This is a genomic window from Pseudomonas sp. W2I6 (genome assembly GCF_030815935.1).
In the GTDB taxonomy this organism is placed as follows: Bacteria; Pseudomonadota; Gammaproteobacteria; order Pseudomonadales; family Pseudomonadaceae; genus Aquipseudomonas.
The window spans coordinates 2,976,948-3,001,590 of record NZ_JAUSXJ010000001.1; the positions used below are offsets into that span (position 1 = coordinate 2,976,948).

Consider the following 24,643-nt stretch of genomic DNA (forward strand, 5'->3'; position numbering starts at 1 on the left):
CTCTGTCATGACTGACCTCATCACCCGCGTAGAACAGCTGGAAACCCGCTTCGCCCTGGAGCGCCTGATCAGTGAGTACGCCCACGCCTTCGACGCCCGCGACGAAACACTGCTGCGCAGCATCTGGCACGACGACGCACGGCTGGACCTGGGTGCCGCGTTTGGCTGCCATGACGGCGTCGCCGCGATCATAGCTTCCGCCCACCTCAACTGGGCAGCCATGCCGCATATGCATCACTGGATGGCCAACCCGCTGATCGACATCAGCGGCGATACCGCCAGCGCGAGGGTTGCGGTGGATTGCCTGTGCACCCATAACGAACTGGGGCAGGTGCAGATCAGCGGTCTTTATCACGATCGGTTCGAACGCCGGCAAGGGCAATGGGCGTTCAGAGAGCGGCGCTTTGAGCTGCATTTCCTGACACCACTGGCCGCCTGGAAGCCGGTGGCAGGGCTGGAGGCGTAGATCCACGCTCGACAACGGTAGCGTGTTTGGCCGATTATTCGTGTCCGCCAAACGCCACCCGCCTTGAAGCAGGAGCCTTGTACCTTGAGTTCGCAGAAAACCGTGACCGTTACACCGCCCAACTTTCCATTGAACGGCAAGGTAGCGCCCCCCGGCTCCAAATCCATTACCAACCGTGCCTTGCTGCTGGCGGCCCTGGCCAAGGGCACCAGTCGCTTGAGCGGCGCGCTGAAAAGCGATGACACTCGCCACATGTCGGTGGCCCTGCGGCAGATGGGCGTGGTGATCGATGAACCGGACGACACCACGTTCGTCGTCACCAGCCTGGGCAAGCTGCAATTGCCGGCGCAGCCGCTGTTCCTCGGCAACGCCGGCACGGCGATGCGCTTCCTCACCGCTGCCGTGGCCACTGTACAAGGCACCGTGGTGCTGGATGGCGACGCCTACATGCAAAAGCGTCCGATCGGCCCGCTGCTGGCGACCCTCGGCCAGAATGGCATCGAGGTCGACAGCCCTACCGGTTGCCCACCCGTGACCGTCCATGGCACTGGCCGCGTGCAAGCCAAGCGTTTCGAGATCGACGGCGGCCTGTCGAGCCAGTACGTGTCGGCGCTGCTGATGCTGGCGGCGTGCGGCGAAGCGCCGATTGAAGTAGCGCTGACCGGCAAGGACATCGGCGCCCGTGGCTATGTCGACCTGACCCTGGACTGCATGCGCGCCTTCGGTGCCCAGGTGGACATCGTCGATGAAAGCACCTGGCGCGTGGCCCCGACCGGCTACACCGCCCACGACTACCTGATCGAGCCTGACGCTTCCGCCGCCACCTATTTGTGGGCCGCCGAAGTGCTGACCGGTGGCCGCATCGACCTCGGTGTCGCCCCGCAGGATTTCACCCAGCCCGACGCCAAGGCCCAGGCAGTGATCGCGCAATTTCCGCAGATGCAACCGGTGGTTGTCGGTTCGCAGATGCAGGACGCAATCCCCACCCTCGCCGTGCTCGCCGCGTTCAACAACACGCCGGTGCGCTTCACCGAACTGGCCAACCTGCGGGTCAAGGAATGTGATCGGGTGCAGGCCCTGCATGACGGTCTGAATGAAATCCGTCCGGGCCTGGCGACCATTGAAGGTGATGACTTGCTGGTAGCCAGCGATCCGGCCTTGGCGGGTACCAGCTGCAACGCGCTGATCGACACCCACGCCGACCACCGCATCGCCATGTGCTTTGCCCTGGCGGGACTGAAGGTCTCGGGGATCAGGATTCAGGACCCGGACTGCGTCGGCAAGACCTATCCCGAGTACTGGAAAGAGCTGGAAAGCCTTGGGGTCCATTTGACCTGGTAAGCCGCCGGCGCCGATAACGGGAGGGAGACTGCATGACGATTCGCCAACCCTGCCCACCCGGCGTCTGCGACTGCAATCGTGAGCAACTGCTCGACCTTCCCGGCGCCGATGCGCGCATCCTGCAACTGACCCGCCAGGAAGAAAAACGCCTGCTCGAACGCCTCGAAAACCTGCAAAGCCTGCCCGATCTTGAGCGCATGCAACAGCTGATGTACCAGCAACTGGGCATTCGCGTGCATATCGCGCCGGGTCATACGGAAGTGAAGACGATGCGCGGGATTCAGATCGTTATCGATGACTTGCCGGGGTTGTGTCGCAAGACCCGGCAGTCGATTCCAGCGGCGATTCGCAAGGGCATGGAGAAGCGCCCGGAGATTGCGTATCGGTTGCTGGATGCTCATGACTTGTTTCGCGAGGGTTGAGGGCCGCCTTCCATTTGCGGCGATTTTCTCGCTTGAGTCTGCGGGCCGTTTTGTATTCGAGGCGAGCCTGGGCCATCTCCTGAGTACGCGGGGGCCGAAAGCCGGCTTTGTAGCGCTTGCGTTCATGACGAAGCAGGACGAGTTCTGCGCGCATTTGGCGGTGGCGGTGGGTATTGAGCAGGTAGAGGCTTAGCAGCGGGAACAGCAGCCCCGTTGTGTAGATAAAAACATGGGGCTGATAGCTGTAGGTGAACAGCACAATGAAAAAGCTCATCACACAACTGCCTGCCAGTATCCAGACGCCCCAGTCGCGACCTCGGAGGATAAGAAAGTTGCCCGCTGACAAGATAATGGAAGCGATACCCACATCCAGCCCCGTGTAACTACGATAAGCAGGCACGCCTCGCATGTAGGTACTACCCATCGACGACCCCGCTACCGCAAGAGCAAAAAGCGCAAACATAAAAGCACAGACTAAAACCGGAAAATAGTGAGCCATAAAAGCTCTAGGGGAATTTCTCAGTTCCATTATTCAAACTCTTCGTATAGGCCGATGGCCAGTGTCCGGATATTCCCGGAGACGCCGCTGCCTATGACACTCATGGTTGCACCCACTCCTGCCCCCGCAATCGCCGGGTCAGCATCGATCGCGGCAAACAACCGGCCGAGGTCGATACTGCCTTCGATCCGTTTGCGGGTGGTGCGATAGGCAGCTGGAAAACCGTCCTTCAAGACGCTGGAAGTCATTCCTTTACTCCTGGATTCCACGAGAGCGCAAAGAGTAAGACTGAGCCGCCTGAAAGGTTGTCAGAAAGGTCCTCCTTTCCAGACTGACATTTCCCGATCACCTCTCCATACCTTGTGGGCAATCATTCCAATTGGAAAAGTACGCCCGTGCTACTAATTCCCTCTTCCCCCCGCAAACGACCACTCATCCGCCGCCGTCGTCGTAATCACTACCATCACATCCTCAGGGCTCAGCCCAATCGCAGCCTCCAGCCGCTCCACCAACACCTGGTAAAACCGCCGTTTGGTCTCGGTATCACGAGGTTTACCGCCCGTGATCGCGATAAGTACATAGTCGTGGCTGCGCGGGCCGCCCAAATAGTTGGGGTCGATGATCATCTCGCCAATTTCGTGCTGGTGGATCACGTGGAAGCGATCCGCGTCAGGAATCTTGAAGCTCTCAACCAGGGCATCATGCAATCCCTGTGAAAGCGCTTGCAGATATTCAGGGGATTTCCCGCGGTGCAGGGAGATTCGAGCGTAAGGCATGGGGTTACTCCGCAGGATGGATGGCTGCCAACAGGTTCAGCGCCGACGCCGCTGTCGGCCAGCCGGAGTAAAACGCCAGGTGAGTGATGACTTCACCCAGTTCCTCGACGCTCAAGCCATTGCCAACCGCCCGCTGCAAGTGAAACGGTAGTTGCTCCAGACGGTACATCGCCACCAGTGCCGCCACGGTGATCAGGCTGCGCTCCCTGGGCGACAGGCCCTCGCGCTCCCAGATATCGGCGAACAGCACGTCGCGGGTCAGCTCGGTAAATTTGTTGCTCATGGACGCTCGCTCCGACAATTCAGTTGACGGGCAAAAACTAGCAAGCCAGGATCATTCCGAATATCAGATTCAATAGCATCCACCATCCCGTTTTAATGGACCATTCAATGCGCCGCCCCACCTTCGACCTTGATGTACTGCGCACCTTCGTCACCGGCGTCGAGCTGAACAGCTTTGCCAAGGCGGCGGATCGCCTGGGCCGTTCGACCTCAGCCGTCAGCGCGCAATTAAAGAAACTCGAAGAACAGGTCGGCGCGCCGGTGCTGAGCAAATCCGGGCGCGGGCTGGTGCTGACGCCGGTGGGTGAAGCGCTGCTCGGCCACGCCAGGCGGTTGCTGGACCTCAATGACACTGTCTTCAGCAGCCTTAACGAAACCCAAACCGCAGGCACTTTGCGCCTCGGTTTGCAGGAGGATTTCGGCGAGCATGTGCTCAGTGACATCCTGCGGCGCTTCGCCAGGCTTTATCCGATGATCAGCCTTGAAGTGCGGATAGGCCGCAATGCCGAGCTGTTGACCCTGATCGACAGCGCGAGCCTGGAACTGGCGCTGACCTGGGAAACCGGTCAGACATCGTCCTGCCGCACCCGCCTGGGGCAAACACCCATGCACTGGATCGGGCCCCGGGACAAACCCCAACTACTGCGCGCCGAGGACGCGCCGCTGCCGCTGGTGATGTTCGAGGCACCCTGCGTATTGCGCAGCGCCGCCACCGAAGCCCTGGACCGCGCCGGCATTGCCTGGCGCATTGCCTTGACCAGCCCCAGCGTGGGTGGGATCTGGGCGGCGGTCGATGCCGGGTTGGGTGTGACCTTGCGCACCCGTATCGGTTTGCCTGCGCACCTGCGTGTACTCGACGGTCTGCCGCCGGTGCCGTCCCTTGGCTATGAATTGCATTGCAGCCATCCAGCGCCAGGCGCTGCGGTCGCACAGCTTGCAGCGCTCATACAGAGCAGCCTGGTTTAGGCGGTTTCGCAGGGTTGCAGGGTGACGAACAGTTGTCGCCCCAACTTCGCCGCCGTCTCCAGATGCTGTTCGGCAGCGCCGCTTTCCGAGTCCAGCAGCAGCTCGGATGTCAGCACTTTCGCACCGCAGTAATCAAAGATCCCATGGTCGATTTGCGTGCGCATGGCGTCGGCATAGCCGTGGCGTTCAAACACCCCTTCGTCCGCCCCGCCAACGCCCAGTAAGTGCACCTGCAAGTGGCCGAGTTTTTTCACCACCTTCGTCTCAAGGCTGTAGTCGATCGCCCAACCGTTGACGAATACCCGGTCGATCCAGCCCTTGAGCAAGGCCGGCATCGACCACCAGAAGATCGGGAACACCAGCACCAAGGCGTCGGCGCGGTCGAGTCGGGCCTGTTCGGCCAGTACGTCGGCCGGCGGCGTGGCGCGGGTGCGGTGCACTTTATGGTCGGCGGCGTTGTAACGCGGGTCGAAACCTTCAGCGGCGAGGTCGGCGATTTCAAAGGTGTGGCCGGCGGCGGTTATGCCGGCAGCCGCCTGTTTGGCGAGGCTGTGGGTCAGGGAGTGTGAGTCGTGGTGAGCAACAACGATCAGCGCGTGCATGGCAGTGACTCCGTCGGGGTAGCGATGAGAAGGCAAATTGAGTAGGCTTGAGCTAAGTTACCGTTGGTAAGTTACTTTTGGTATATAAGCATGTCAAGCGATCAATCCCCTGCCCCTCGCCGCCGCTTGTCCCGGGATGACCGGTTGCGCCAGCTGCTCGACGTGGCCTGGCAACTGGTGCGAGAAGAAGGCACCGATGCCCTGACCCTGGGGCATCTGGCTGAGTTGGCCGGCGTTACAAAGCCGGTGGTGTATGACCATTTTGGCGATCGCGCGGGGCTGTTGGCCGCGCTGTATGAAGATTTCGACGCCCGTCAGAACCAGGTATTTGCCGCCGCAATCGAGGCCAGCGAACCCACCCTGGACAACCGCGCCTGGGTGATCGCCTCGTGCTATGTCGACTGTGTGTTGCTGCAGGGACGTGAAATTCCGGGCGTGATTTCCGCCTTGGCTGGCAGCCCGGAACTGGAAAGCATCAAGCGTGAGTACGACGTGATATTCCTCGGCAAGTGCCGCGATGCCCTCGCCCCTTTTGCCGTGGACGGTGTGATAACCCAGGCCGGTTTGAGGGGGATGCTGGGCGCAGCGGAAGCCTTGTCCCATGCCGTAGCGAGCGGGGAAATCAGCGCGCTGGAGGCACAGGAGGAGCTGTTTGCGAGCATCAAGTCGATGGTGAGTCGAGGCGCGCGTTAACCCAGCCTTGCGTGCACAAACATCCGAGCCTTGTGGGTCATCTGGTCGAAGTGACGATCACGCTGTTTTTCGGCATCGACCATCGCCCGCTTGCCGTGCTTTTGCAGGAGGTAGGTGTGGATCTGCCGCACCTCCAGCGAGCTGTAGATCGACGCCACATCCAGCAACCCCATCAAGCCGTCAGTGCTGTAGTCGCGGGTGTTCATCAACACCTGGGTACCGCGCACACCGCGCAGTTGAAAGCCCATGGACTCGAACGCCGGGACCTTCTCCACTGCGCAGGTCAGTTCGGCATGGGGGTAGCGAGCGAGCATGTCCTGCATCATCGCCCGCGCCACGCCTTTGCGCCGATGGCTGGCGTGCACCGCCATGTAAGCCACGCCGCACGCCTCGGGATCGTCCTTCACCGGCAGGTACAGCAGGAAGCCGATCACCTGCTCCTGCGCGTCCAGCGCGACGATCAATTCCACCGCAATGCCCTTGGACCCGCCCAGCGCTTCCAGGTACAGGTGCACCTCGTAGCCGATGGCGTACTGGTAGACGTTGTACAGCAGGTTGCTTGGCGGGATGGCGACCATGCTGATGTCCGTCAGGTAGTCGACCACCATCTGCAGGATCTGCGCGTTGATCGGCTCGGGGCATGGGGTTTCGTAATGGGTAAGGCTGAACATTTGAATTCCTGGTGTTTCATTTTAAGGCCCGGCGGATTGTACCTGCTGAAGGGCCGCCGTGGACCCGCAAGCACCCATTGTGGCGAGGGAGCTTGCTCCCTCGCCACAAGGGGGCTGCTCGGCTCATTGCGCACATACCTCCCGCAGGCAACCGCGCAGCCAGCGATGGGCCAGGTCGGCGTCCAGGCGCGGGTGCCAGAGCATCGATACGGTGAAGTCCGGGAACACGAACGGCAGCGCAAAGCGGTAGAGGTCGCTGTGCAGGTTGGCGGTATGCCGCTCCGGCACGCTGGCGATCAGGTCGGTGCTGCGGGCCAGGGCCAGGGCGGTCGAGAAGCCGGCGACGATGGTCACCACGTCCCGGGTCAGCCCGAGCGCTTCAAGGGCTTGATGGATCTGGCCTTGATCACGGCCACGCCGGGACACGTAGATGTGCTGGCCTTCGGCGAAGCGCTGCGGCGTGACTTCGCCCTGGCTGAGCGGATGGCCCTTGCGCACCACGCCGATAAACCGGTCGCGGAACAGCGCCTGGGTCAGCACCTCGGGGCTGGCGCTGCTGTCGACCACGCCGGTTTCCAGGTCGACACTGCCATCGCGCAGCGGCGTACTGCCTTTGTCCGGCTTGTGCACGAAGCGCAACCGCACGCCAGGCGCTTCCCGGGCGATCCGCGTCAACAGCGCCGGGCCGAAGTTTTCAACAAATCCGTCGCTGGTGCGCAAGGTGAAGGTGCGTACCAGTTGGCTCACATCCAGCGTCGCAGCGGGTCGCAACACCGCTTCGGCGTCCTGCACCAACTGACTGACCTGTTCGCGCAACGCCAGAGCGCGCGGCGTGGGTACCAGGCCGCGGCCGGCACGGACCAATAACGGATCGCCGGTGGTTTCCCGCAGTCGCGCCAGCGCCCGGCTCATCGCCGACGGGCTCAGGCGCAAGCGTTGAGCGGCACGGGCGACGCTGCCTTCGGCGAGCAACACATCGAGGGTGACCAGCAGATTGAAATCAGGTGTCGACACGGCAAACCTCATAGGGCGTTTGGCGCACGTATAAAGTGCAAATGCTGCGCCTTCCGCCATGTTAGGTGACGGCGTAGATTTCTGACAGCGGTCAAACCCAGGAGCCTCTTGATGAAATCACCTGCACCCCGTGGCGCTCTCGTCGCCCTGTCACTGTCCATGTTGCTGGCGTCCTTGGGCACCAGCATCGCCAACGTCGGCCTGCCGAGCCTGGTGCAGGCGTTTGATGCATCGTTCCAGGCGGCGCAGTGGGTGGTGCTCGCCTACTTGCTGGCGATTACCACGGTGATCGTCAGCGTCGGGCGCCTGGGCGACCTGATGGGCCGCAGCCGCCTGCTCTTGGCCGGGTTGTTGCTCTTCACCGTTGCCTCGGCCCTGTGCGGCATGGCTCCGTCCCTCGGGCTGTTGATTGCGGCCCGCGCCCTGCAAGGCCTGGGCGCGGCGGTCATGATGGCGATGACCATGGCGCTGGTGGGCGCCACCGTGACCAAGGAACGCACCGGCCGCGCCATGGGGTTGCTGGGCACGATGTCGGCCATGGGTACCGCGCTGGGGCCAAGCCTTGGCGGGGTGTTGATCGCGGGGTTTGGCTGGCGCGCGCTGTTTTTCATCACCGTGCCGCTGGGTTTGCTGACATTTGCCCTCGCCCGGCGTTATCTGCGCGTCGACCGCCATGGGCTACAGCCCGCGCAATCCGGGTTCAGTTTCTTGTCGACACTACGGGATTCAACGCTAAGCGCTGGCCTGGCCATGAGCGCCCTGGTATCGGCGGTGATGATGGCGACCTTGGTGGTCGGGCCCTTCTACCTGACCCACGGTGCAGGCCTCAACCCCGCCTGGATGGGCCTGACAATGGCAGTCGGGCCCTGCGTTTCGGCATTGACGGGCATCCCTGCGGGACGTTTGACCGACCGTTTCGGCAGCGGCCCGATGACCATCGCCGGGCTGCTGGCGATGCTGGCGGGCTGCCTGCTGCTCTCGCTGGCGCCGCTGAACCTTGGGGTTGCCGGGTATATCACCCCGCTGATCATCCTCACCCTCGGCTACGCCCAGTTTCAAGCCGCCAACAACACCGCCGTGATGAGCGACGTACTGCCAGACCGCCGTGGCGTGATCGCCGGCTTGCTTAATCTGTCGCGCAATCTGGGCCTGATCGCCGGGGCTTCGGCCTTGGGCGCAGTGTTTTCGCAGGTTTCAGGTGACCTCTCCACGGCCACTCCCGGCGACGTGGGAAGTGGGATGCAAGCCACGTTCGGCGTGGCATTGGCACTGATTGGTGCAGGTCTTTTCCTGGCCCTACGCGTCCGGTTCCGCGTAACACCTGTCTTGACAAGGTAAAATCGTAACGACTATTGTCTGACAACCTGATTACCAAGGTTTTCCCATGCTTGAGCTCCAGCGCCCTGATTCGCTCGTTATGCGCGTTGTCAGCGCCATTCGTGCAGAAATCGACTCCGGCCAACTGGCGCCCGAAGCGCGCCTGCCCACCGAACAGCAACTGGCTGAACAACTCAATGTCAGCCGTTCGGTGGTGCGCGAAGCGATTGCCCAGCTCAAGGCCGACGGCGTACTGACCGCACGGCGTGGCCTGGGCTCATTTATCTCGCAAACCCCGGCCGGCACCGTGTTCCGCTTCCCGGAAAAAAACGGTCGCCGCCCGGACCTGGCGCAAATGTTCGAAGTGCGCCTGTGGATCGAAACCCAGGCCGCCTCGATTGCCGCCCAACGCCGCGACGCCGCCGACCTGCAGCGCATGAAGACCGCCCTGCAGGAAATGCACGACAAGCGCGCCGACTTCGACGCCGCCGCCCTGGCCGATGTAGAATTCCATCGCGCCATCGCCGAGGCCAGCAAGAACGACTATTTCGTGGCCTTCCATGACTTCCTCAGAAGCCAACTGGCCAGCGCCCGCAAGACCGCCTGGGAAAACTCCGCCACCCGCTTTGTCAGCGGCTCGGCCGATGCCACCCAGGAACACACCGCGCTCTACCAGGCCATCGTCGACGGTGATGCCCAAGGCGCTGCCGCCTGTGCCGAGGCTCACTTGCGCGCCGCAGCAAGGCGCCTGCATCTGGAACTGCCCGCTATCAATTGACCGATCCGAACCCGTTTAAAGCGTGCCGATGGCGCGCTGTTTTTTTAACAAAACCATTAGTCTGACAACCTGATAAGCAGACTGAAATGCGTAGGTATTCAAAATAATGATTTATGACTTTTGCATCATCGGCGGCGGCATCGTCGGTTTGGCCACCGCGATGGAGTTGCTCAAGCGCCAGCCCAACGCCTCGCTGGTGATCCTGGAGAAGGAAAGCCTGTTGGCCAAACACCAGACCGGCCATAACAGCGGCGTGATCCATGCCGGCATCTACTACGCGCCGGGCAGCCTCAAGGCCGACTTGTGCAAGCGTGGCGCCGAAGCGACCAAGCAGTTCTGCACCGAGCACGGGATCAAGTTCGAGGTGTGCGGCAAGTTGCTGGTGGCTTCGACTGATCTGGAAGTACAACGGATGGAAGCGCTGTACGCCCGCTCGCAGCTCAACGGCATGAAAGTCGAACGCCTGGACGCCGACCAGTTGCGCCAGCGCGAACCGAACATCGTCGGGCTGGGCGGGCTGTTTCTCGACGCCACCGGCATTGTCGATTACCGCGAAGTCTGCGAAACCATGGCCCGGGTGATTCGTCGCGCCGGCGGGGAAATCTGCCTGGAACGCACCGTCACTGTGATCGTCGAGGACACCGACAAAGTCACCGTCAGCACCCGGGGCGAAAGCTGGCAGGCCAGGCATCTGGTGGTGTGTGCAGGTTTGCAATCGGACCGCCTGGCCGTGATGGCCGGCGTCAAGATCGACCACCAGATCATCCCGTTCCGTGGCGAATACTTCCGCTTGCCGGAATCGAAGAACACCATCGTCAACCACCTGATCTACCCGATTCCCGACCCGGAGCTGCCCTTCCTCGGCGTGCACCTGACCCGCATGATCGACGGCAGCGTCACCGTTGGCCCGAATGCCGTACTCGGCCTGGGTCGCGAGAACTACCGCAAATTCTCGGTGAACTGGCGCGACGTGGCGCAGTACGCGAGCTTTCCGGGCTTCTGGAAAACCATCTGGCAGAACCTCGGTTCGGGCAGCGTCGAGATGAAGAACTCGCTGTTCAAGTCCGGCTACCTGGAGCAGTGCCGCAAGTACTGCCCATCGCTCAACATCGAAGACCTGCTGCCTTATGAAGCCGGCATCCGCGCCCAGGCCGTGATGCGCGACGGCACCCTGGTGCACGACTTCCTGTTCGCCCAGACCCCGCGAATGCTCCACGTGTGCAATGCGCCCTCACCCGCTGCCACCTCCGCGATTCCCATCGGCTCGATGATCGCCGACCGCATGTTCAAGCCCCACTGACGCACCGCACCACGCCTCACTTTGACAATAAATATAATGACTCATAAGGAAGTACAGAATGACGGCTACAGCCCGCACCCCGGACGTTGAAACCCCCGAGCAAACCAGGAAACGCCTGCGCAAAGTCGCGGCCGCGACGATCTTCGGTTCGATGCTGGAGTGGTATGACTTTTACCTGTACGCCACCATGGCGGCGATTGTGTTCTCGAAGATTTTCTTCGATAACAGCGACCCGAAAGCCGCTACGCTGATGGCGTTTTCCACCTTTGCCATCGGCTTCATCGCGCGCCCGTTCGGCGGCATTCTGTTCGGCTACCTGGGCGACAAGTTCGGGCGTAAACAAGTGCTGGTGCTGACCTTCTGCATGATGGGCGTGTGCACCACACTGATCGGGCTGATCCCCAGCTACGCCTCCATCGGCATCTGGGCGCCGATCGTGCTGGTGTTTATCCGCATCATCCAGGGCCTGGGCGCCGGGGCCGAATTGTCCGGCGCGGCGGTCACTTCCTACGAGCACGCCTCGCAAGGCAAGCGCGGCAGCCAGGGTGCATGGCCGGCGCTGGGGCTGAACCTGGGTTTGCTGCTGTCTTCGCTGACCGTGTACCTGCTGACCATCAACGGCAATGAATTCCTGCTGGCCGGCGGCTGGCGGATTCCGTTCATTTGCAGCATCGCGCTGGTGGGTGTGGGCCTGTGGGTGCGCAACAGCATCCCGGAAACCCCGGAATTCAAGGAACTGAGCAAGGAAACCGCAAAGGCCAAGGCGTCGCCGCTCAAGGCGCTGTTCAAGAACGACCTCAAGGGCCTGGCCGTGGTGTTCTTCGTGGCGATTGGCTACAACGCGTTGAGCTACATCTTCAAGACCTTTTCCCTGGCTTACCTCACCCAGTTCAAGGGTGTCGATGTGCACGTCACGTCGCTGTCGGTGACCATTGCCAGCCTGATCGCCATCGTCGCCGTGCCATGCTTCGGCTGGTTGTGCGACAAGTGGAGCAGCAAGACCGTGCTGATGCTCGGCGGCCTGCTGTCGCTGCTGTTTGCCTACCCGTTCCTTGCGCTGCTCAATACCGGTGAAAGCCTGATGATCTACGTCGCCATTGGCGTGGGCACCGGCATCCTCGCGCCGATGATGTTTGCGCCGCAGGGTTCGTTCCTGAGCCGCCAGTTCCCGACCCAGACCCGCTCCTCGGGCTTTGGCACCGGGCGGGAAATCGGCACCGCGATCGCAGGTGGCCTGGCGCCATTAGGGGCGTTGTCGATGGTGGCGGCGTCGGCCACTCACTCCACTGATGGCGTTGTGATAATCCTCGCGATCTCGTCCCTGCTGGTGGTGGTGTTCGCCTTGTGCGATCAGGGCCGTAAACACTCGGCATTCAAGAACTGAGGCAAAAAGTTCGGACCAACGGGTGCATGGATGCCCCTTCATCGCGCATCATGGGCACTTTCAAGCTCAAGGGAAACGTCCATGCGCGTTCTGTCATTGATGATGGGTCTTACGACGCTGGCCGCCAGTCTGGTGTTTACCGCCCAGGCGCAGGCGGGTGAAGAAAGCCTGTTGGTCGACTCGATCAATCAATACCGCAGCCAGGTCCAGCGCTGCGGCAACCAGGGTTCCCAGGAATTGCCACCGCTGGCCAGCGACACGCGGCTGGTGTTGCCGGTCAACAGTGTCGGCGACTTGCAGCAGGCGCTGGCGCGGGCGGCGTACCCGATGGTCAACGTCCAGGCCATCAGCCTGTCCGGGCCCAGGAACGCCGAAGCCGCGATGAAAGCCGTGCGCGAAAGTTTTTGCCGGGTGGTGCTCGACCCGCAGTTCATTGATATCGGCGTGAGCAACAGCGGCCAGGACTGGCGCATCGTGCTGGCCCGCCCGCTGCTGACCAGCGGCCTGGGCGAGACCCAGACCGAAGGCAAGAAGGTGCTCGACCTGATCAACACCGCCCGCCAGCAACCACGCCAATGTGGCGCCCAGGCCTTTGCCGCCACCACACCCCTGAGCTGGAACGAAGCACTCGCCAACGCCGCCGCCGGCCACGCGCGCAACATGGCCAACGGCAACTTCTTCGATCACCTGGACCACGATGGCCGCACCCCGGGTGACCGGGCTGAACTGGCAGGCTACATCGGCCAGCAGATCGGCGAGAACATCGCCGCCGGCATGGACACCCCACGCAAGGTGGTCGACGGCTGGCTGGCCAGCCCCGGGCACTGTGCCAACCTGATGAACCCGCAGTTCCGCGAAATGGGCGCCGCCTACGCCATGGACCCGAAAAGTGATGCCGGCATCTACTGGACCGGGTTGTTTGGCGTGCAGCAGCAATAACGGTTTGTATCCCAACGTATCTTCCCGGCGAGGCGACACACTGCGAGGTGCAGGCCCCCGGCGATGACACATTGCGGATACGCCGGCGCGGTTTCCTGTGCACACCGGCCCACCCCGGGCCACTTGCGAGGAAACCGTCATGTCCCAGAACAGCACCGTGCTCTACACCGGCAGAACCCACACCACCGGCGGGCGTGAAGGCGCGTCCCACAGCGATGACCTGCACCTGGACATCAAGCTGTCGCCGCCCGGCTCCAAGGCGCCCGGCACCAACCCCGAGCAACTGTTTGGTGCCGGCTGGTCCGCCTGCTTTATCGGCGCAATGGGCAAAGCCGCACAAACCCTTCACATCCGCCTGCCCGCCGACACGGCAGTGAGTGCCGAAGTGGACCTGGTGAACAGCCCGGAAGATGGCTATTACCTGCAGGCGCGCCTGCGGGTCAGCCTGCCGGGTATCGAACACTCGGCCGCCCAGGCACTGGTGGACCGTGCCCACCAGACGTGCCCGTATTCCAAGGCCACCCGCGGCAATATCGCGGTAACGATTACGGTGGCCTGAAGGGAGCTCAGCAAAGCATTATCCGGCCGAGACACTAAAGTGCCATCTAGTGGATAATCCCGCTGAACTGGCTGAGTCCCGGGATGTCTGTAGCTTGGCATCCCTACCTCAGCGAACCGTGGCAAGAAGGCGTTCACCGAATGACAAACTGGCTGCAAGGCGGCGGCGAAATGGCCGAACGGGTCCGGCATCACGACTGGGCCAATACGCCATTGGGGCCTTTGGAACACTGGCCGGACGTACTGAAGACCACCGTCGCCCTGTGCCTTGCCTCCAGTTTCCCCCAGGCGATCGTCTGGGGGCCTGCGCTGATCACGCTTTACAACGACGGGTTTATCCCGATTCTCGGCGACAAGCCTGATGCCCTCGGGCGGCCATTCAACGAGATCTGGCAGGAAGCCTGGCCCGAAATCAGCCCGATCGCGGATGCTGCCTTCGCGGGTGAAGCCACCTTTATCGAAAACTTCCCGCTGACGATCGAACGCGGCGGCGCGCCGGAGCAGGCGTACTTCACCTTCTGCTACAGCCCGATCCGCGACGTACAGGGCAAGGTGGTCGGCATGCTCGACACCGTGACCGAAACCACCGCCACCGTGGTTTTGTCCCAGCGCCTGGCCGAGCTGAATGCTAGCCTGGAGCAGCGCGTCACCGAAAGGACCACCCTGCTGACCCAGACCGAAGCCGCCTTGCGTCAATCGCAAAAGCTTGAAGCCATCGGCCAGTTGACCGGTGGCGTGGCCCACGACTTCAACAACCTGCTGACCATCATTCGCTCATCCGTCGACTTCCTGCGGATGCCGAGCCTGTCCGAAGAGCGTCGCCAGCGCTACATGAGCGCGGTCACCGACACCGTGGACCGGGCCGGCAAATTGACCAGCCAGTTGCTCGCATTTGCCCGGCGCCAGCCGCTGAACCCGGAAGTGTTCGATGCAGGCCTGCGGGTGAAAAACATCGGCGAGATGCTCGAGACGGTGACTGGCGCGCGGATTCATGTGCACGTCGAACTGCCCGGGCAGCCGTGCTACATCCGCGCCGACTCCAGCCAGTTTGAAACCGCCCTGATCAACATCGCCCTCAACGCCCGGGACGCGATGAACGGCCAGGGTAGCCTGACCCTGCGACTGGACGCCGATCAAGCACTGCCGAGCATCCGTGGTGACGCCGGTTCACGCCAGGCGTTCATCGCCATTTCACTCACCGACACCGGCAGCGGGATTCCCGGGGAGACGTTCGAGCGCATCTTCGAACCCTTCTTCACCACCAAGGAAGTCGGCAAGGGCACCGGCCTGGGACTGTCCCAGGTGTTCGGCTTCGCCAAGCAATCGGGCGGCAACGTCGATGTGGCCAGCCAGGTCGGCCAGGGCACGGTGTTTACCCTGTACTTGCCGCAAGTGGTACCTGAAGAGACCTTCCAACGTGACGCCCCGGACACCTGCGGGCTGATCACCGAATGCGCCCAGCGCCATATCCTGGTGGTGGAAGACAACCTGGAAGTGGGCCGCTTTGCCAATCAGATCCTCCAGGACCTCGGCTACCAGACCACCTGGGCAACCAATGCCGAACAGGCGCTGGAACTGGCCGGCGCAGACGCGTTGGGGTTCGATGCAGTGTTTTCCGACGTGGTGATGCCCGGCATCACCGGGGTGGCCCTGGCCAGGGAACTGCGACGCCGCCGGCCCGGCCTGCCGGTGGTACTGACCTCGGGCTACAGCGAGGAACTGGCGGAAAGCGGCTATGAAGGCCTGGTGTTCCTGCCCAAGCCCTACTCGGCCGACCAGGTCTCACAGGTGCTGGCCAAGGCGCTGCTCAAGGGCTGAGGCCTATTCCGCGACGGCCACCTGGTTACGCCCGAGGGCCTTGGCGCGGTACAGCGCCTTGTCTGCGGTGTTCATCAGGCCGTGCAGGTCCTGGTCCACCGCGCGAGCCCAGGCCACGCCGAGGCTTGCGGTCAACCCCTTGACCGGCTCGCTGGTCAGCCCGGCAATGGCCTTGATCAACTGCTCGGCGATGTCCCGCCCGGTCTCCAGCGACGTATCCGGCAGCAACACCGCAAACTCCTCGCCCCCCAGCCGCCCGTACACATCGGCCTGGCGAAACGACGCGCTGATCACCCCGCCGATCTGGCGCAGCACCTGGTCCCCGGCCTGGTGGCCGTAGGTGTCATTGATGTCCTTGAAGTGGTCCATGTCCATCATCAGCGCGCACAACGGCTGCTGGTTATGCCGGCACTGTTCGTAGAGCAACTGCGCATGCTCGAAAAACGCCCGGCGGTTCATCAGGCCGGTGAGTTCGTCGGTTTGCGCGGCGCGGGCGGAGATGTTGTGGGCTCGTTCCATTTGCCGGGTCAGGCGAAAGGCTTTTTCCAGGGCATCCGACAGCTTGCGCGTGGCGCCACCGACAAACGAAGAGAACACCAGCACCGCCAGGGCCATGCCGACTTGCATCGACGACGGTTGAAACAGCAGCCACAGGGTGCACGGCAGCAGCACCAGGCCCATGGAGACCAGGGTCATGTAGCGATAGGCTGAATAACACGAGACTGCGCTGACCGACATGCCCACGGTGAACAACATCACCAGGGCCTGGGACAGGCGGTCGTCGGTGGGCATCAGGACGAATGCGCCGATTCCCCAGACCCCGGCCGACAACATCAACGTTACCCAATAGCGCCGCTCCCAGCGCGCGGGGGTGCGTTCACTGTTGGGGCAGCGAAACCAGTCCATGAACATCCACACCCGCAGCAACGACGTCCCGGCCAATACCACCAGCCAGACCAGCATTACCCGGTGATCAAAACGTTCCCAGCACAGCCAGCACAGCATGGCGGCCGCCATATAACTGCCGAACACTGCAGAGAATGACTGGCGAAACAGCTGGTGCAATCGATCTGTTCGTACCTGCTCCTCGATGAAGCAATCCTGGTCCTGCCCACGCCCAAGGCCATTCATTTGGTCCGCCTGATCTTACTGCCGCGACAAAGTGCCATTGTGGCATCCTGCCAGTAGCCCTAACAACTGAATCAAGCGTGCTAGAGCGCCGAAAGCAGGATAAATATAGGTGAACACCGTCTCGCTCGCTCCAAGGATCAGAGTCCACCCATGAATACCCACCCGATTACCACCGAACGCCTGATTCTCAGGCCCGCAGCGGCCGACGATGTGGCCAGTGTATTTGCCATTTATGGCGATCCCGAGACCAACCGCTACAACCCGGCCGGCCCGTTGACGGACCTGGGCCAAGCCGAGGCCGCCCTGGCTCGCTGGCTGCTGCACTGGGCAGAACATGGTTTCGGCCAATGGGCGATTGCTACACAAGAGGCGCCGGACCGCGTGATCGGCTTTGGTGGCATCACCTTGTACCCCTACAACGACGTTGAGCGGATCAACCTGGGCTACCGCTTTGCGGTCAGCGCCTGGGGCCAGGGCTTTGCAACCGAGATTGCCAGGGCGGCGTTGCAGTTTGCGTTTGTCGAGCTGGACCAGCCGCAGGTGTACGGCGTGGTGCGTCCGGCTCATATAGCATCGATCAAGGTGCTGGAGAAAATCGGCATGCAGTACATCGATGAGCTGGACGATGTACCCGGTCAGGCGCCGAGCCAGGTGTATGTGGCCCGGCGGGCCCTCTGACCTTTGTATCGCAGTGTGTCCAAACACCGCTGCGATACAAAACCTTTAACCCACGGGTTTTCTCGAAACAGACGGGATACACAACTACGTTCAACTGTGAGCCAGGCACACCACCCGCCGCCGGAGACTCACCATGCACACACAGTTGAACATCCCACCCCGCCGCCTGATGGGCGCGTCGCTGCTGGCCTTTGCGCTGTTGCAGTTCGGTGCCCTCGGCGTCGCCAGTGCACAGGACGCGCAAGCACCTGCGGCTGCCAGCGCAACTGCCCACAGCGCGCTCGGCCCGTTGAAGCATGTGAAAGCCGGCTTGCTGGATGTGGCCTACGCCGAAGTCGGCCCGGCCGATGGCCCGGTGGTGATCCTGCTGCATGGCTGGCCCTACGACATTGACAGCTACTCCGAGGTAGCGCCGCTGCTGGCCGCCCAGGGCTACCGGGTGCTGGTGCCTTACGCCCGCGGCTATGGCGATACCCATTTCCTGTCGGCAAAGACCCTGCGCAACGGCCAGCCGGCCGCCCTCGCCGTCGACCTGATCGACTTCATGGACGCGCTGAAGATCAAGCAGGCCGTGCTCGGCGGCTATGACTGGGGGGCGCGCACCGCCGACATCGTCTCGGCGTTGTGGCCTGAGCGGGTCAAGGCGCTGGTATCGGTCAGCGGCTACCTGATCGGCAACCAGGCCGCGGGCAAGAACCCATTGCCGCCCAAGGCCGAGTTGCAATGGTGGTACCAGTTCTACTTCGCCACCGATCGCGGCGCCGCCGGCTATGCGAAAAACACCCACGACTTTGCCAAGTTGATCTGGCAGATCGCCTCGCCAAAATGGGCATTCGACGACGCCACCTTCGACCGCAGCGCCAAGGGCCTGGACAACCCCGACCACGTCGCCGTATCGATCTTCAACTACCGCTGGCGCCTGGGGCTGGTGCAGGGCGAGAAAAAATACGCTGCGCTGGAACAGAAACTGGCCACTGCACCCTCCATCAACGTACCCACCATCACCATGGAAGGCGACGCCAACGGCGCGCCGCACCCGGCCGCAGAGGACTATGCCAAACGCTTTACCGGCAAGTACGAATACCGCCTGATCAGCGGCGGCATCGGCCACAACCTGCCGCAGGAAGCACCGCAAGCCTTTGCCAAGGCTGTGATCGATGCGGACCACCTGTGATGAAGCGCCTGCATCTTGCTGCACTCGTCGCTGCAACAGCTGCCGTGGTGGCCACCGCTACCGGGTTCGCCTTTGGCGGCCCGGCCACCAGCGAGCCTTCGCCGATCTACGGCGTGACCATTCCCGACGGCTACCGTCAATGGGAGCTGATCGCGCCGGCCCAGGAAGCCGACCCGCTGAATGAACTGCGGGTGGTGCTGGGCAATAAAGTGGCGCTCAAGGCGTACCGCGACGGCACGCTGCCCTTCCCCGACGGCACTGTGCTGGCGAAACTGGCCTGGAAACATGTGCAATCGCCGGAGTTCAAGACCGCGTCGATTCCCGGCGCGGCGACCACCGTGCAGTTCATGGTCAAGGACTCGAAGAAATACGCAGCGACCGGAGGCTGGGGCTTTGGACGGTTCATCAATGGCAAGCCGGTGGACCAGGCGCAGCATGAGACGTGCTTTGCCTGCCATCAGGCGCTGGTGAAGAACCACGATTATGTGTTCACCCGGCTGGCGCCTTAGCGCAATAGCCCTTTTCAACAACAAACGCCGTGGCGCTCACGCCCGGCTTCAGGCCCAACTCGGCCACCGCGTCGCGGGTCACGATGGAAAACACCTTCGAACCGCCCGCCAACTGCTCGCCGCCGGGCAGGGTCAACACCACTTCGGCATTGACCGCGCCGTGCTGGACCTGGCTGACCTGGCCTTTGGATACGTTGCGTGCACTGACTTTCATGGAAACGGTTCTTGTCTTGACTTGTAGGTTGGGAATTGCCGCGCATGGTTAAACGTTGCCTTGTGTAAAAACAACTGTAGCGCCCTGCTCTGGCTGGAACCCCACGCCAATAAAGAAGGCCGCCCAATGGGCGGCCTTCATCTGGAGCAGTTACCGACGACTGATTAAAACAGCGCGTAGGTGTAGTTGAAGATCAGGCGGGTCTGATCCTGGTCGGCGGTGCCGGTGTTATGGCCGTGGTAGCTGCCGGTACGGAACGTAGTACCGAAGCCTTTCAGCGGGCCTTCCTGCACGACGTAATCAAGACGGAAATCGGTTTCGCGTTCCGACTGATCGCTGCCACCGGCAACCTTGGCCTTGATGTCGCTGCCGTTCAGGTAGGCAATCGAGGCTTTCAGGCCCGGCACCAGGGTTCTGAAGTCATACAGGTACTGACCGAAATTGACCTGCTCGCCCGCACGGGAGAACTGGCCAACCACCGCGTCGGTGAACAGGTAGAAGTCGGAACCGGCCGCGCCTTGGGCGGTTGGATCGGCGATGCTGCCCTGGTTGACCCAGACGAAGCCACCGTCATCACTCACGCCGATATGGCCGAGCATCAACTGGCTGCCGCCCAACTGATAGGTGAAGGCAGCACTGTAGGTTTTGTTGTCGACTTCACCGGCGTGCTTGGCATAGCCGCCGTTGTTGTTGAACGCATAGCCGGCCGAACCGTTTTTGCCGTCGCTGGTGCTGTCGAAATAACGCAGGTCGGTCTTGAACGACTGGTCATTGCCCAACGGCAATACATGGACCAGGCCAAAATAGTTCTGTTTGTAGAAGTCTTCCAGGTTGGCGTAGTAGTACTGCAACGTCAGGTTTTTAGCGATGACGTTGTCAGAAGAACCAAACGGCTGGTAGTCGACACCACCGAAACGGAAGCTGTCGCTGTCGCGAGTGGCACCGGCCACGCTCAAGCCCGTGGAGTTGCTCGATGCACGACCTTCAGCCTTGTTCAGCTCGCCGCCGGTGAAGGTGACGTTGGGAATGTCCTTGGAGGTCAGGATGCCGCCGTCAAAGGTTTGCGGCGCGGCACGGCTGTCGTTCGACACCAGGATCGGCAGGATCGGGGCCAGGCCACCGCCCACGTGCAATTCAGTCTGGGAAATACGGAATTTAACGTTGCCGGCTGCGCGACCGAAGCTGTCAGCAGGCTCGGTGCCGTTGTTCTTCACCGGGAAGAAGCTGTTGCCGTTACCCGACAGGCCATTGCCCGCTGCGTGGCCATCGCCACCGTCCAGACGCAACGCGCCGAAAGCCATCACGTCGAAACCTACGCCGACGGTGCCCTGGGTGTAACCGGATTTATAGTCGAAACGCAGTACTTGAGCCGCTTCCCGCAGGTCGTTCGCCGTGCCGGAGTGAACGTCGGCGTTGTAGTACATGGTGCGCGAACTGATCGAAGAATGACTGTCTTCGAGGAAGCCGCTATGGCCGTCACCCGTGCCGAGTGAGCCAAGACCAAAGCCGTCTGCGCTGGCGTGTTGTGCAAGGACAGCCGCCGTGATGGCCAACGCTAATGTAGAGAGTTTCATTTACTGCGCCCCTGTGAACATTATTTTTTTACTGTCCTTCGAGCGAATACCGTTGCGGCCCTGCAAACGCTGCGGATTGTGGCATGGGGCTGATGGCGCAGAATGTGAAATTTTTGTCATGTACCGATGAAAAAACCGTCATGAAAAGGCCGTACAAGCCGGCCTTTTTCGAGGGTTGAATGGCGTGCGGTTGTACGACAACCGCTACTGCGCCGTGCGCTGATCAGGCTGGAGTCGGTGGCGAAAATGCGAGAAATGGTAGGCAACCGCCAGCCACATAAACCATGCAGGCATCACGCAAAGGGCCAGGCGGGTATCTGGGCGAAGTGCCAGTAGGCAAAGTACGAACGCCAGGAAGCCAAGTGAAACCCACGCCAACGGTACGCCTCCGGGCATTTTGTAGAGGGATTTTTCATGTAGCTCCGGGCACTTTTTCCGATAGGCGATGTAGGACGCCAGGATGGTCGACCAGGTAAAGATCACCAGGATCGCCGAAACAGTGGAGACGATGGTAAAGGCCGTCATCACTTCCGGGACTACAAACAGCAGCAACAAGCCCAGCAGCATCAGGAAGGTGGTAAACGCCAGGCTGATAAACGGCACGCTGTTTTTCGACAGCCGTCGGAATATCCCGGGTGCGTCTCCCAGGTCCGCCAGGCCGAACAACATGCGACTCGCCGAAAACACCCCGCTGTTGGCCGAAGAAGCCGCTGAGGTCAGTACCACGAAATTCACAATCCCGGCGGCGGCGGGAAAGCCGGCTACCAGGAACAGCTCGACAAAGGGGCTCTTGCTGGGGGACACCTGCTCCCAGGATGTCACCGCAATGATGCAGGCCAAGGCCAGCACGTAGAACAGGATGATCCGCAGCGGAATCGAGTTGATTGCCTTGGGCAGTGTCTTCTCCGGCGAACGGGTTTCGGCCGCCGCCGTGCCGATCAACTCGGTACCGGCAAACGAGAAGATCGCCATCTGGAACCCGGCAAAGAAGCCGAACACGCCATTGGGAAACGCCGCCTGTTTATCCAGCAAATGATTCAGGGAAGCCGTGACGCCGGTGGGCGATACAAACGAGCTGGCAATCAACACCACGCTCACACTGATCAGGGTCACCACGGCGATGATCTTGATGATCGCAAACCAGAACTCCACCTCGCCGAACAGCCGCACCGTCAGCACATTCAAGGCAAACAGGGTCAGCAGCATTGCAATCGCCGGTATCCAGGCCGGCACGTGCGGGAACCAGTACTGGAAAAAGCCCCCGACCACCACCGCATCCCCCACCACCGCCACGCTCCAGCTCAGCCAATACGACCAGCCAAGAAAAAACGCCGCACGCGGCCCCAGGTAGGCACCGGCAAAGTCGGCGAAGCTCTTGAAGTTCAGGTTGGACAGCAGCAGCTCACCCATGGCGCGCATCACGAAATACACAAACAGCCCGATGATCATGTAGATCAGGATGATCGAAGTGCCGGACAGCGCGATGATCTTGCCCGAGCCCATGAACAGGCCGGTGCCGATCGCACCGCCCATGGCCATCAGCTGGATATGGCGGTTGTTGAGGGTGCGTTGCAAAGCGGGCTTTTCAATCAGCCCGGGCACGGTTGTTTTCATCACAAAACCTCTTGTTATGTTTTTGAGTTTTGGCAGAAAAAAGTCAGGCGTTGTTTATTGTTGGAATGGCATCGGGATCAGGCGTGTTTGTTCTCGAAACCGTGCAGCACGTTGACCGCGTTGATGCCGATTTCATCGACCATGTAGCCGCCTTCCATCACAAACAGCGTGGGCACGCCGACGCTGGCGATGATCTCGCCGATGCCGAGGAAGTCGCGGCTTTCCAGGAGGAAATGACTGATGGGATCGTCCTTGAAGGTGTCGACGCCGAGGGAAATCACCAGCACTTGCGGCGAGAACTTTCTGAGTTGATTGCAGGCGTCGAGCAACGCTTCTTTGTAGGTGCTCCACCCGGTGTTTTTCGCCAGCGGGTAGTTCAGGTTGAACCCCTCGCCCGCCCCGGCACCGCGCTCGACACTGAAGCCCGAATAGTAGGGATACGACACGGACGGATCGCCATGCAGCGAGACGAACATCACGTCATTGCGGTTGTAGAAGATGTTCTGCGTGCCGTTGCCGTGGTGGAAATCCACGTCCAGCACCGCGACCCGTTTGGCGCCTTGGGTGATCGCCTGTTGCGCGGCAATGGCTGCGTTATTCAGGTAGCAATAACCGCCCATATATTCCCGCGCCGCATGGTGGCCCGGTGGCCGGCACAGGGCGAAGGCGCTGTTGTGGCCTTCATCAATCAATGCCAGGCCGGTGAGTGCGATATCGGCGCTGGTCTTCACCGCTTCCCAGGTGGTGCTGGTGATCGGTGAACCGGCATCCATCGCGAAAAACCCGAGCTTGCCGTCGATGAATTCCGGCACCTGCTCATTGGCCAGGTCCCGCACCGGCCACACCAGCGGCAAGGCGTCATGGGCACGGCCAATCGCCGTCCATTCGGCCCAGGCGGTTTCCAGGAAGGACACGTAGCGTTCGCTGTGGGCATTGACGTAACAGGCCCGGTCGAACGTGCGCGGCACGATGATATCGCCCAGCCCAACGTGCTTGACCCGATCACGCACCGTGTCGGCGCGGCTGGGTTGTTCGAAGGACGGCTTGAGCACGCCATCCTTGAGTTCGGTGCCATGGTGCAAACGATGAGAGTCGCTGAAAACAGTCAACATGAAAGACATCCACCCGTGAAAGACAGGTGATTATTTTGTTCTGGCTGCGGTGGGCTTTCTTTGCTTTTATGTGCGCCGATGCTAGTGTAATCGGGCATTTTTACCCCGATGAGCCGCCATGAAGAAAAATAAAACCAAACAGGTCGCACTTGACGACACCGATCTCGCCATCCTCGCATTGCTGCAGGAAGACGCGAGTATCTCCAACGCCGAACTCAGCGAGCGCCTGTCCCTTAGCCTCACGCCGTGCTGGCGACGGCGTAAGCGGCTGGAAGAAGAAGGCGTGATCAAGGATTACCAGGCCAACCTCGATCGCAAGATGCTGGGCCTGGAAATCATGGCGTTTGTGCACGTGAGGTTTGCGGTGCATTCCGACCATACGCCGGAAGATTTTGAAGCGGTGATCAAGGAACTGCCGCAGGTGCAGGCGTGCCACAAGATTACTGGGGATGCGGATTATCTGTTGCAGGTGTTGGCGGAGGATCTGGATGCGTACAGCGATTTTGTGGAGAGCGTGTTGCGGCGGCAGTTGGGGATTGCGTCGATTCAGTCGAGTTTGGCGTTAAGGGAGGTGAAGGCGACGAGTCGGGTGGCGATTCCGGGTAGGACGGGATGATGAAAAAGTATTTCAGCTGGTACTAGACATAGGGTCTAGAGCCTTCTCTTAGATAAACTTTTATTTCCCAATAAATTCTCTTTACTTAATTCAATATTTACTACTATCTTGCTAGCAGCGATCAAAATCAAAAAACTTTAAAAACCACTAAAATGACGCCAGGACATTGACAATTAACAAGCCAACCACATAGAA

General features: G+C 61.3%; 27 protein-coding genes. 16 read left to right on the forward strand and 11 right to left on the reverse strand.

Annotated elements, in window-relative coordinates; translation table 11 throughout:
* The first annotated feature begins 7 nt into the window (after positions 1–7).
* The 3 genes from QF039_RS13980 (at position 8) to QF039_RS13990 (ending at position 2,229) form a co-directional block, all read left to right on the forward strand.
* Complete coding sequence (locus tag QF039_RS13980) at positions 8–466, forward strand: nuclear transport factor 2 family protein (RefSeq protein WP_177019819.1); 459 nt, start codon at positions 8–10, stop codon at positions 464–466.
* Between the two features lie 84 nt (positions 467–550).
* Positions 551–1,807 (forward strand): 3-phosphoshikimate 1-carboxyvinyltransferase, encoded by a 1,257-nt coding sequence (locus QF039_RS13985; protein WP_307518910.1) that lies wholly within the window; start codon positions 551–553, stop codon positions 1,805–1,807.
* Positions 1,808–1,839: 32 nt separating this feature from the next.
* Positions 1,840–2,229, forward strand: a complete 390-nt coding sequence (locus QF039_RS13990) for a hypothetical protein (RefSeq protein WP_178902921.1) — start codon at positions 1,840–1,842, stop codon at positions 2,227–2,229.
* Positions 2,230–2,757: 528 nt separating this feature from the next.
* On the opposite strand, the gene QF039_RS13995 is transcribed toward QF039_RS13990, so the two are convergent.
* From QF039_RS13995 to QF039_RS14005, 3 genes are all read right to left on the reverse strand, one after another.
* Positions 2,758–2,976, reverse strand: a complete 219-nt coding sequence (locus QF039_RS13995) for a hypothetical protein (RefSeq protein WP_008436400.1) — start codon at positions 2,974–2,976, stop codon at positions 2,758–2,760.
* 153 nt (positions 2,977–3,129) lie between these two features.
* Positions 3,130–3,504 carry a tautomerase family protein gene (locus QF039_RS14000; RefSeq protein WP_008436392.1) on the reverse strand — a complete coding sequence of 125 codons (375 nt, stop codon included), beginning with the start codon at positions 3,502–3,504 and terminating at the stop codon, positions 3,130–3,132.
* Between the two features lie 4 nt (positions 3,505–3,508).
* On the reverse strand, positions 3,509–3,787 hold the full coding sequence (locus QF039_RS14005) for a carboxymuconolactone decarboxylase family protein (protein ID WP_008436391.1): 279 nt from the start codon (positions 3,785–3,787) through the stop codon (positions 3,509–3,511).
* A gap of 107 nt (positions 3,788–3,894) precedes the next feature.
* Here QF039_RS14005 and QF039_RS14010 point away from each other — a divergent pair, with 107 nt between their 5' ends.
* Positions 3,895–4,752 (forward strand): LysR substrate-binding domain-containing protein, encoded by an 858-nt coding sequence (locus QF039_RS14010; RefSeq protein WP_307518915.1) that lies wholly within the window; start codon positions 3,895–3,897, stop codon positions 4,750–4,752.
* Here QF039_RS14010 and QF039_RS14015 read toward each other — a convergent pair.
* Positions 4,749–5,354 (reverse strand): NAD(P)H-dependent oxidoreductase, encoded by a 606-nt coding sequence (locus QF039_RS14015; protein ID WP_307518916.1) that lies wholly within the window; start codon positions 5,352–5,354, stop codon positions 4,749–4,751. The two genes, QF039_RS14010 and QF039_RS14015, sit on opposite strands and share 4 nt — an antisense overlap.
* Positions 5,355–5,444: 90 nt before the next feature.
* Between QF039_RS14015 and QF039_RS14020 the strand changes: the two genes are divergently transcribed.
* Complete coding sequence (locus QF039_RS14020; protein ID WP_307518918.1) at positions 5,445–6,047, forward strand: TetR/AcrR family transcriptional regulator; 603 nt, start codon at positions 5,445–5,447, stop codon at positions 6,045–6,047.
* On the opposite strand, the gene QF039_RS14025 is transcribed toward QF039_RS14020, so the two are convergent.
* On the reverse strand, positions 6,044–6,718 hold the full coding sequence (locus QF039_RS14025) for a GNAT family N-acetyltransferase (RefSeq protein WP_003215223.1): 675 nt from the start codon (positions 6,716–6,718) through the stop codon (positions 6,044–6,046). The genes QF039_RS14020 and QF039_RS14025 overlap by 4 nt on opposite strands.
* Positions 6,719–6,841: 123 nt before the next feature.
* Positions 6,842–7,732 carry a LysR family transcriptional regulator gene (locus QF039_RS14030; RefSeq protein WP_003215222.1) on the reverse strand — a complete coding sequence of 297 codons (891 nt, stop codon included), beginning with the start codon at positions 7,730–7,732 and terminating at the stop codon, positions 6,842–6,844.
* Positions 7,733–7,843: 111 nt separating this feature from the next.
* Between QF039_RS14030 and QF039_RS14035 the strand changes: the two genes are divergently transcribed.
* From QF039_RS14035 to QF039_RS14065, 7 genes are all read left to right on the forward strand, one after another.
* Positions 7,844–9,070, forward strand: a complete 1,227-nt coding sequence (locus QF039_RS14035) for an MFS transporter (RefSeq protein ID WP_307518921.1) — start codon at positions 7,844–7,846, stop codon at positions 9,068–9,070.
* 46 nt (positions 9,071–9,116) lie between these two features.
* Positions 9,117–9,827: a FadR/GntR family transcriptional regulator gene (locus QF039_RS14040; RefSeq protein ID WP_008436372.1), complete on the forward strand. Its 711-nt coding sequence runs from the start codon at positions 9,117–9,119 to the stop codon at positions 9,825–9,827.
* A 106-nt stretch (positions 9,828–9,933) separates the two neighbouring features.
* On the forward strand, positions 9,934–11,127 hold the full coding sequence (gene lhgO, locus QF039_RS14045; RefSeq protein WP_307518924.1) for an L-2-hydroxyglutarate oxidase: 1,194 nt from the start codon (positions 9,934–9,936) through the stop codon (positions 11,125–11,127).
* 58 nt (positions 11,128–11,185) lie between these two features.
* On the forward strand, positions 11,186–12,511 hold the full coding sequence (locus tag QF039_RS14050) for an MFS transporter (RefSeq protein WP_087695066.1): 1,326 nt from the start codon (positions 11,186–11,188) through the stop codon (positions 12,509–12,511).
* 81 nt (positions 12,512–12,592) lie between these two features.
* Positions 12,593–13,450 carry a CAP domain-containing protein gene (locus tag QF039_RS14055; protein WP_003215212.1) on the forward strand — a complete coding sequence of 286 codons (858 nt, stop codon included), beginning with the start codon at positions 12,593–12,595 and terminating at the stop codon, positions 13,448–13,450.
* A 139-nt stretch (positions 13,451–13,589) separates the two neighbouring features.
* Entirely contained in the window at positions 13,590–14,009 is a 420-nt protein-coding gene (locus QF039_RS14060) for an organic hydroperoxide resistance protein (RefSeq protein ID WP_087695064.1), read from the forward strand.
* Positions 14,010–14,149: 140 nt separating this feature from the next.
* Positions 14,150–15,826 (forward strand): ATP-binding protein, encoded by a 1,677-nt coding sequence (locus QF039_RS14065; protein WP_307518930.1) that lies wholly within the window; start codon positions 14,150–14,152, stop codon positions 15,824–15,826.
* Between the two features lie 3 nt (positions 15,827–15,829).
* Here QF039_RS14065 and QF039_RS14070 read toward each other — a convergent pair whose 3' ends face one another.
* Entirely contained in the window at positions 15,830–16,957 is a 1,128-nt protein-coding gene (locus QF039_RS14070) for a sensor domain-containing diguanylate cyclase (protein WP_177035589.1), read from the reverse strand.
* Between the two features lie 150 nt (positions 16,958–17,107).
* Here QF039_RS14070 and QF039_RS14075 point away from each other — a divergent pair, with 150 nt between their 5' ends.
* From QF039_RS14075 to QF039_RS14085, 3 genes are all read left to right on the forward strand, one after another.
* On the forward strand, positions 17,108–17,635 hold the full coding sequence (locus tag QF039_RS14075; RefSeq protein ID WP_307518933.1) for a GNAT family N-acetyltransferase: 528 nt from the start codon (positions 17,108–17,110) through the stop codon (positions 17,633–17,635).
* 133 nt (positions 17,636–17,768) lie between these two features.
* Entirely contained in the window at positions 17,769–18,809 is a 1,041-nt protein-coding gene (locus QF039_RS14080; RefSeq protein ID WP_177070060.1) for an alpha/beta fold hydrolase, read from the forward strand.
* Positions 18,809–19,318, forward strand: coding sequence for a cytochrome P460 family protein (locus QF039_RS14085; protein WP_003215197.1), 510 nt, complete (start codon positions 18,809–18,811; stop codon positions 19,316–19,318). The genes QF039_RS14080 and QF039_RS14085 overlap by 1 nt, the downstream gene beginning before the upstream one ends.
* On the opposite strand, the gene QF039_RS14090 is transcribed toward QF039_RS14085, so the two are convergent.
* From QF039_RS14090 to QF039_RS14105, 4 genes are all read right to left on the reverse strand, one after another.
* Positions 19,299–19,532 (reverse strand): molybdopterin-binding protein, encoded by a 234-nt coding sequence (locus QF039_RS14090; protein ID WP_003215195.1) that lies wholly within the window; start codon positions 19,530–19,532, stop codon positions 19,299–19,301. The genes QF039_RS14085 and QF039_RS14090 overlap by 20 nt on opposite strands.
* A 164-nt stretch (positions 19,533–19,696) precedes the next feature.
* A complete protein-coding gene (locus QF039_RS14095) occupies positions 19,697–21,106 on the reverse strand; it encodes an OprD family outer membrane porin (RefSeq protein WP_023658889.1) in 1,410 nt (469 codons plus the stop codon).
* Positions 21,107–21,310: 204 nt separating this feature from the next.
* Positions 21,311–22,720, reverse strand: a complete 1,410-nt coding sequence (locus QF039_RS14100; RefSeq protein WP_307518940.1) for an amino acid permease — start codon at positions 22,718–22,720, stop codon at positions 21,311–21,313.
* A 77-nt stretch (positions 22,721–22,797) separates the two neighbouring features.
* Positions 22,798–23,832: a histone deacetylase family protein gene (locus tag QF039_RS14105; RefSeq protein ID WP_307518942.1), complete on the reverse strand. Its 1,035-nt coding sequence runs from the start codon at positions 23,830–23,832 to the stop codon at positions 22,798–22,800.
* 118 nt (positions 23,833–23,950) lie between these two features.
* Between QF039_RS14105 and QF039_RS14110 the strand changes: the two genes are divergently transcribed.
* Entirely contained in the window at positions 23,951–24,448 is a 498-nt protein-coding gene (locus tag QF039_RS14110; protein ID WP_307518944.1) for an Lrp/AsnC family transcriptional regulator, read from the forward strand.
* Positions 24,449–24,643 lie beyond the last annotated feature (195 nt).

Coding starts and splice junctions, on each gene's coding strand:
- QF039_RS13980 (WP_177019819.1), top strand. CDS start 8: ATGACTGACCTCATCACCCGCGTAGAACAGCTGGAAACCCGCTTCGCC.
- QF039_RS13990 (WP_178902921.1), top strand. CDS start 1,840: ATGACGATTCGCCAACCCTGCCCACCCGGCGTCTGCGACTGCAATCGT.
- QF039_RS13995 (WP_008436400.1), bottom strand. CDS start 2,976: ATGACTTCCAGCGTCTTGAAGGACGGTTTTCCAGCTGCCTATCGCACC.
- QF039_RS14000 (WP_008436392.1), bottom strand. CDS start 3,504: ATGCCTTACGCTCGAATCTCCCTGCACCGCGGGAAATCCCCTGAATAT.
- QF039_RS14005 (WP_008436391.1), bottom strand. CDS start 3,787: ATGAGCAACAAATTTACCGAGCTGACCCGCGACGTGCTGTTCGCCGAT.
- QF039_RS14010 (WP_307518915.1), top strand. CDS start 3,895: ATGCGCCGCCCCACCTTCGACCTTGATGTACTGCGCACCTTCGTCACC.
- QF039_RS14015 (WP_307518916.1), bottom strand. CDS start 5,354: ATGCACGCGCTGATCGTTGTTGCTCACCACGACTCACACTCCCTGACC.
- QF039_RS14020 (WP_307518918.1), top strand. CDS start 5,445: ATGTCAAGCGATCAATCCCCTGCCCCTCGCCGCCGCTTGTCCCGGGAT.
- QF039_RS14025 (WP_003215223.1), bottom strand. CDS start 6,718: ATGTTCAGCCTTACCCATTACGAAACCCCATGCCCCGAGCCGATCAAC.
- QF039_RS14035 (WP_307518921.1), top strand. CDS start 7,844: ATGAAATCACCTGCACCCCGTGGCGCTCTCGTCGCCCTGTCACTGTCC.
- QF039_RS14040 (WP_008436372.1), top strand. CDS start 9,117: ATGCTTGAGCTCCAGCGCCCTGATTCGCTCGTTATGCGCGTTGTCAGC.
- lhgO (WP_307518924.1), top strand. CDS start 9,934: ATGATTTATGACTTTTGCATCATCGGCGGCGGCATCGTCGGTTTGGCC.
- QF039_RS14050 (WP_087695066.1), top strand. CDS start 11,186: ATGACGGCTACAGCCCGCACCCCGGACGTTGAAACCCCCGAGCAAACC.
- QF039_RS14055 (WP_003215212.1), top strand. CDS start 12,593: ATGCGCGTTCTGTCATTGATGATGGGTCTTACGACGCTGGCCGCCAGT.
- QF039_RS14060 (WP_087695064.1), top strand. CDS start 13,590: ATGTCCCAGAACAGCACCGTGCTCTACACCGGCAGAACCCACACCACC.
- QF039_RS14065 (WP_307518930.1), top strand. CDS start 14,150: ATGACAAACTGGCTGCAAGGCGGCGGCGAAATGGCCGAACGGGTCCGG.
- QF039_RS14070 (WP_177035589.1), bottom strand. CDS start 16,957: ATGAATGGCCTTGGGCGTGGGCAGGACCAGGATTGCTTCATCGAGGAG.
- QF039_RS14075 (WP_307518933.1), top strand. CDS start 17,108: ATGAATACCCACCCGATTACCACCGAACGCCTGATTCTCAGGCCCGCA.
- QF039_RS14080 (WP_177070060.1), top strand. CDS start 17,769: ATGCACACACAGTTGAACATCCCACCCCGCCGCCTGATGGGCGCGTCG.
- QF039_RS14085 (WP_003215197.1), top strand. CDS start 18,809: ATGAAGCGCCTGCATCTTGCTGCACTCGTCGCTGCAACAGCTGCCGTG.
- QF039_RS14090 (WP_003215195.1), bottom strand. CDS start 19,532: ATGAAAGTCAGTGCACGCAACGTATCCAAAGGCCAGGTCAGCCAGGTC.
- QF039_RS14095 (WP_023658889.1), bottom strand. CDS start 21,106: ATGAAACTCTCTACATTAGCGTTGGCCATCACGGCGGCTGTCCTTGCA.
- QF039_RS14100 (WP_307518940.1), bottom strand. CDS start 22,720: ATGAAAACAACCGTGCCCGGGCTGATTGAAAAGCCCGCTTTGCAACGC.
- QF039_RS14105 (WP_307518942.1), bottom strand. CDS start 23,832: ATGTTGACTGTTTTCAGCGACTCTCATCGTTTGCACCATGGCACCGAA.
- QF039_RS14110 (WP_307518944.1), top strand. CDS start 23,951: ATGAAGAAAAATAAAACCAAACAGGTCGCACTTGACGACACCGATCTC.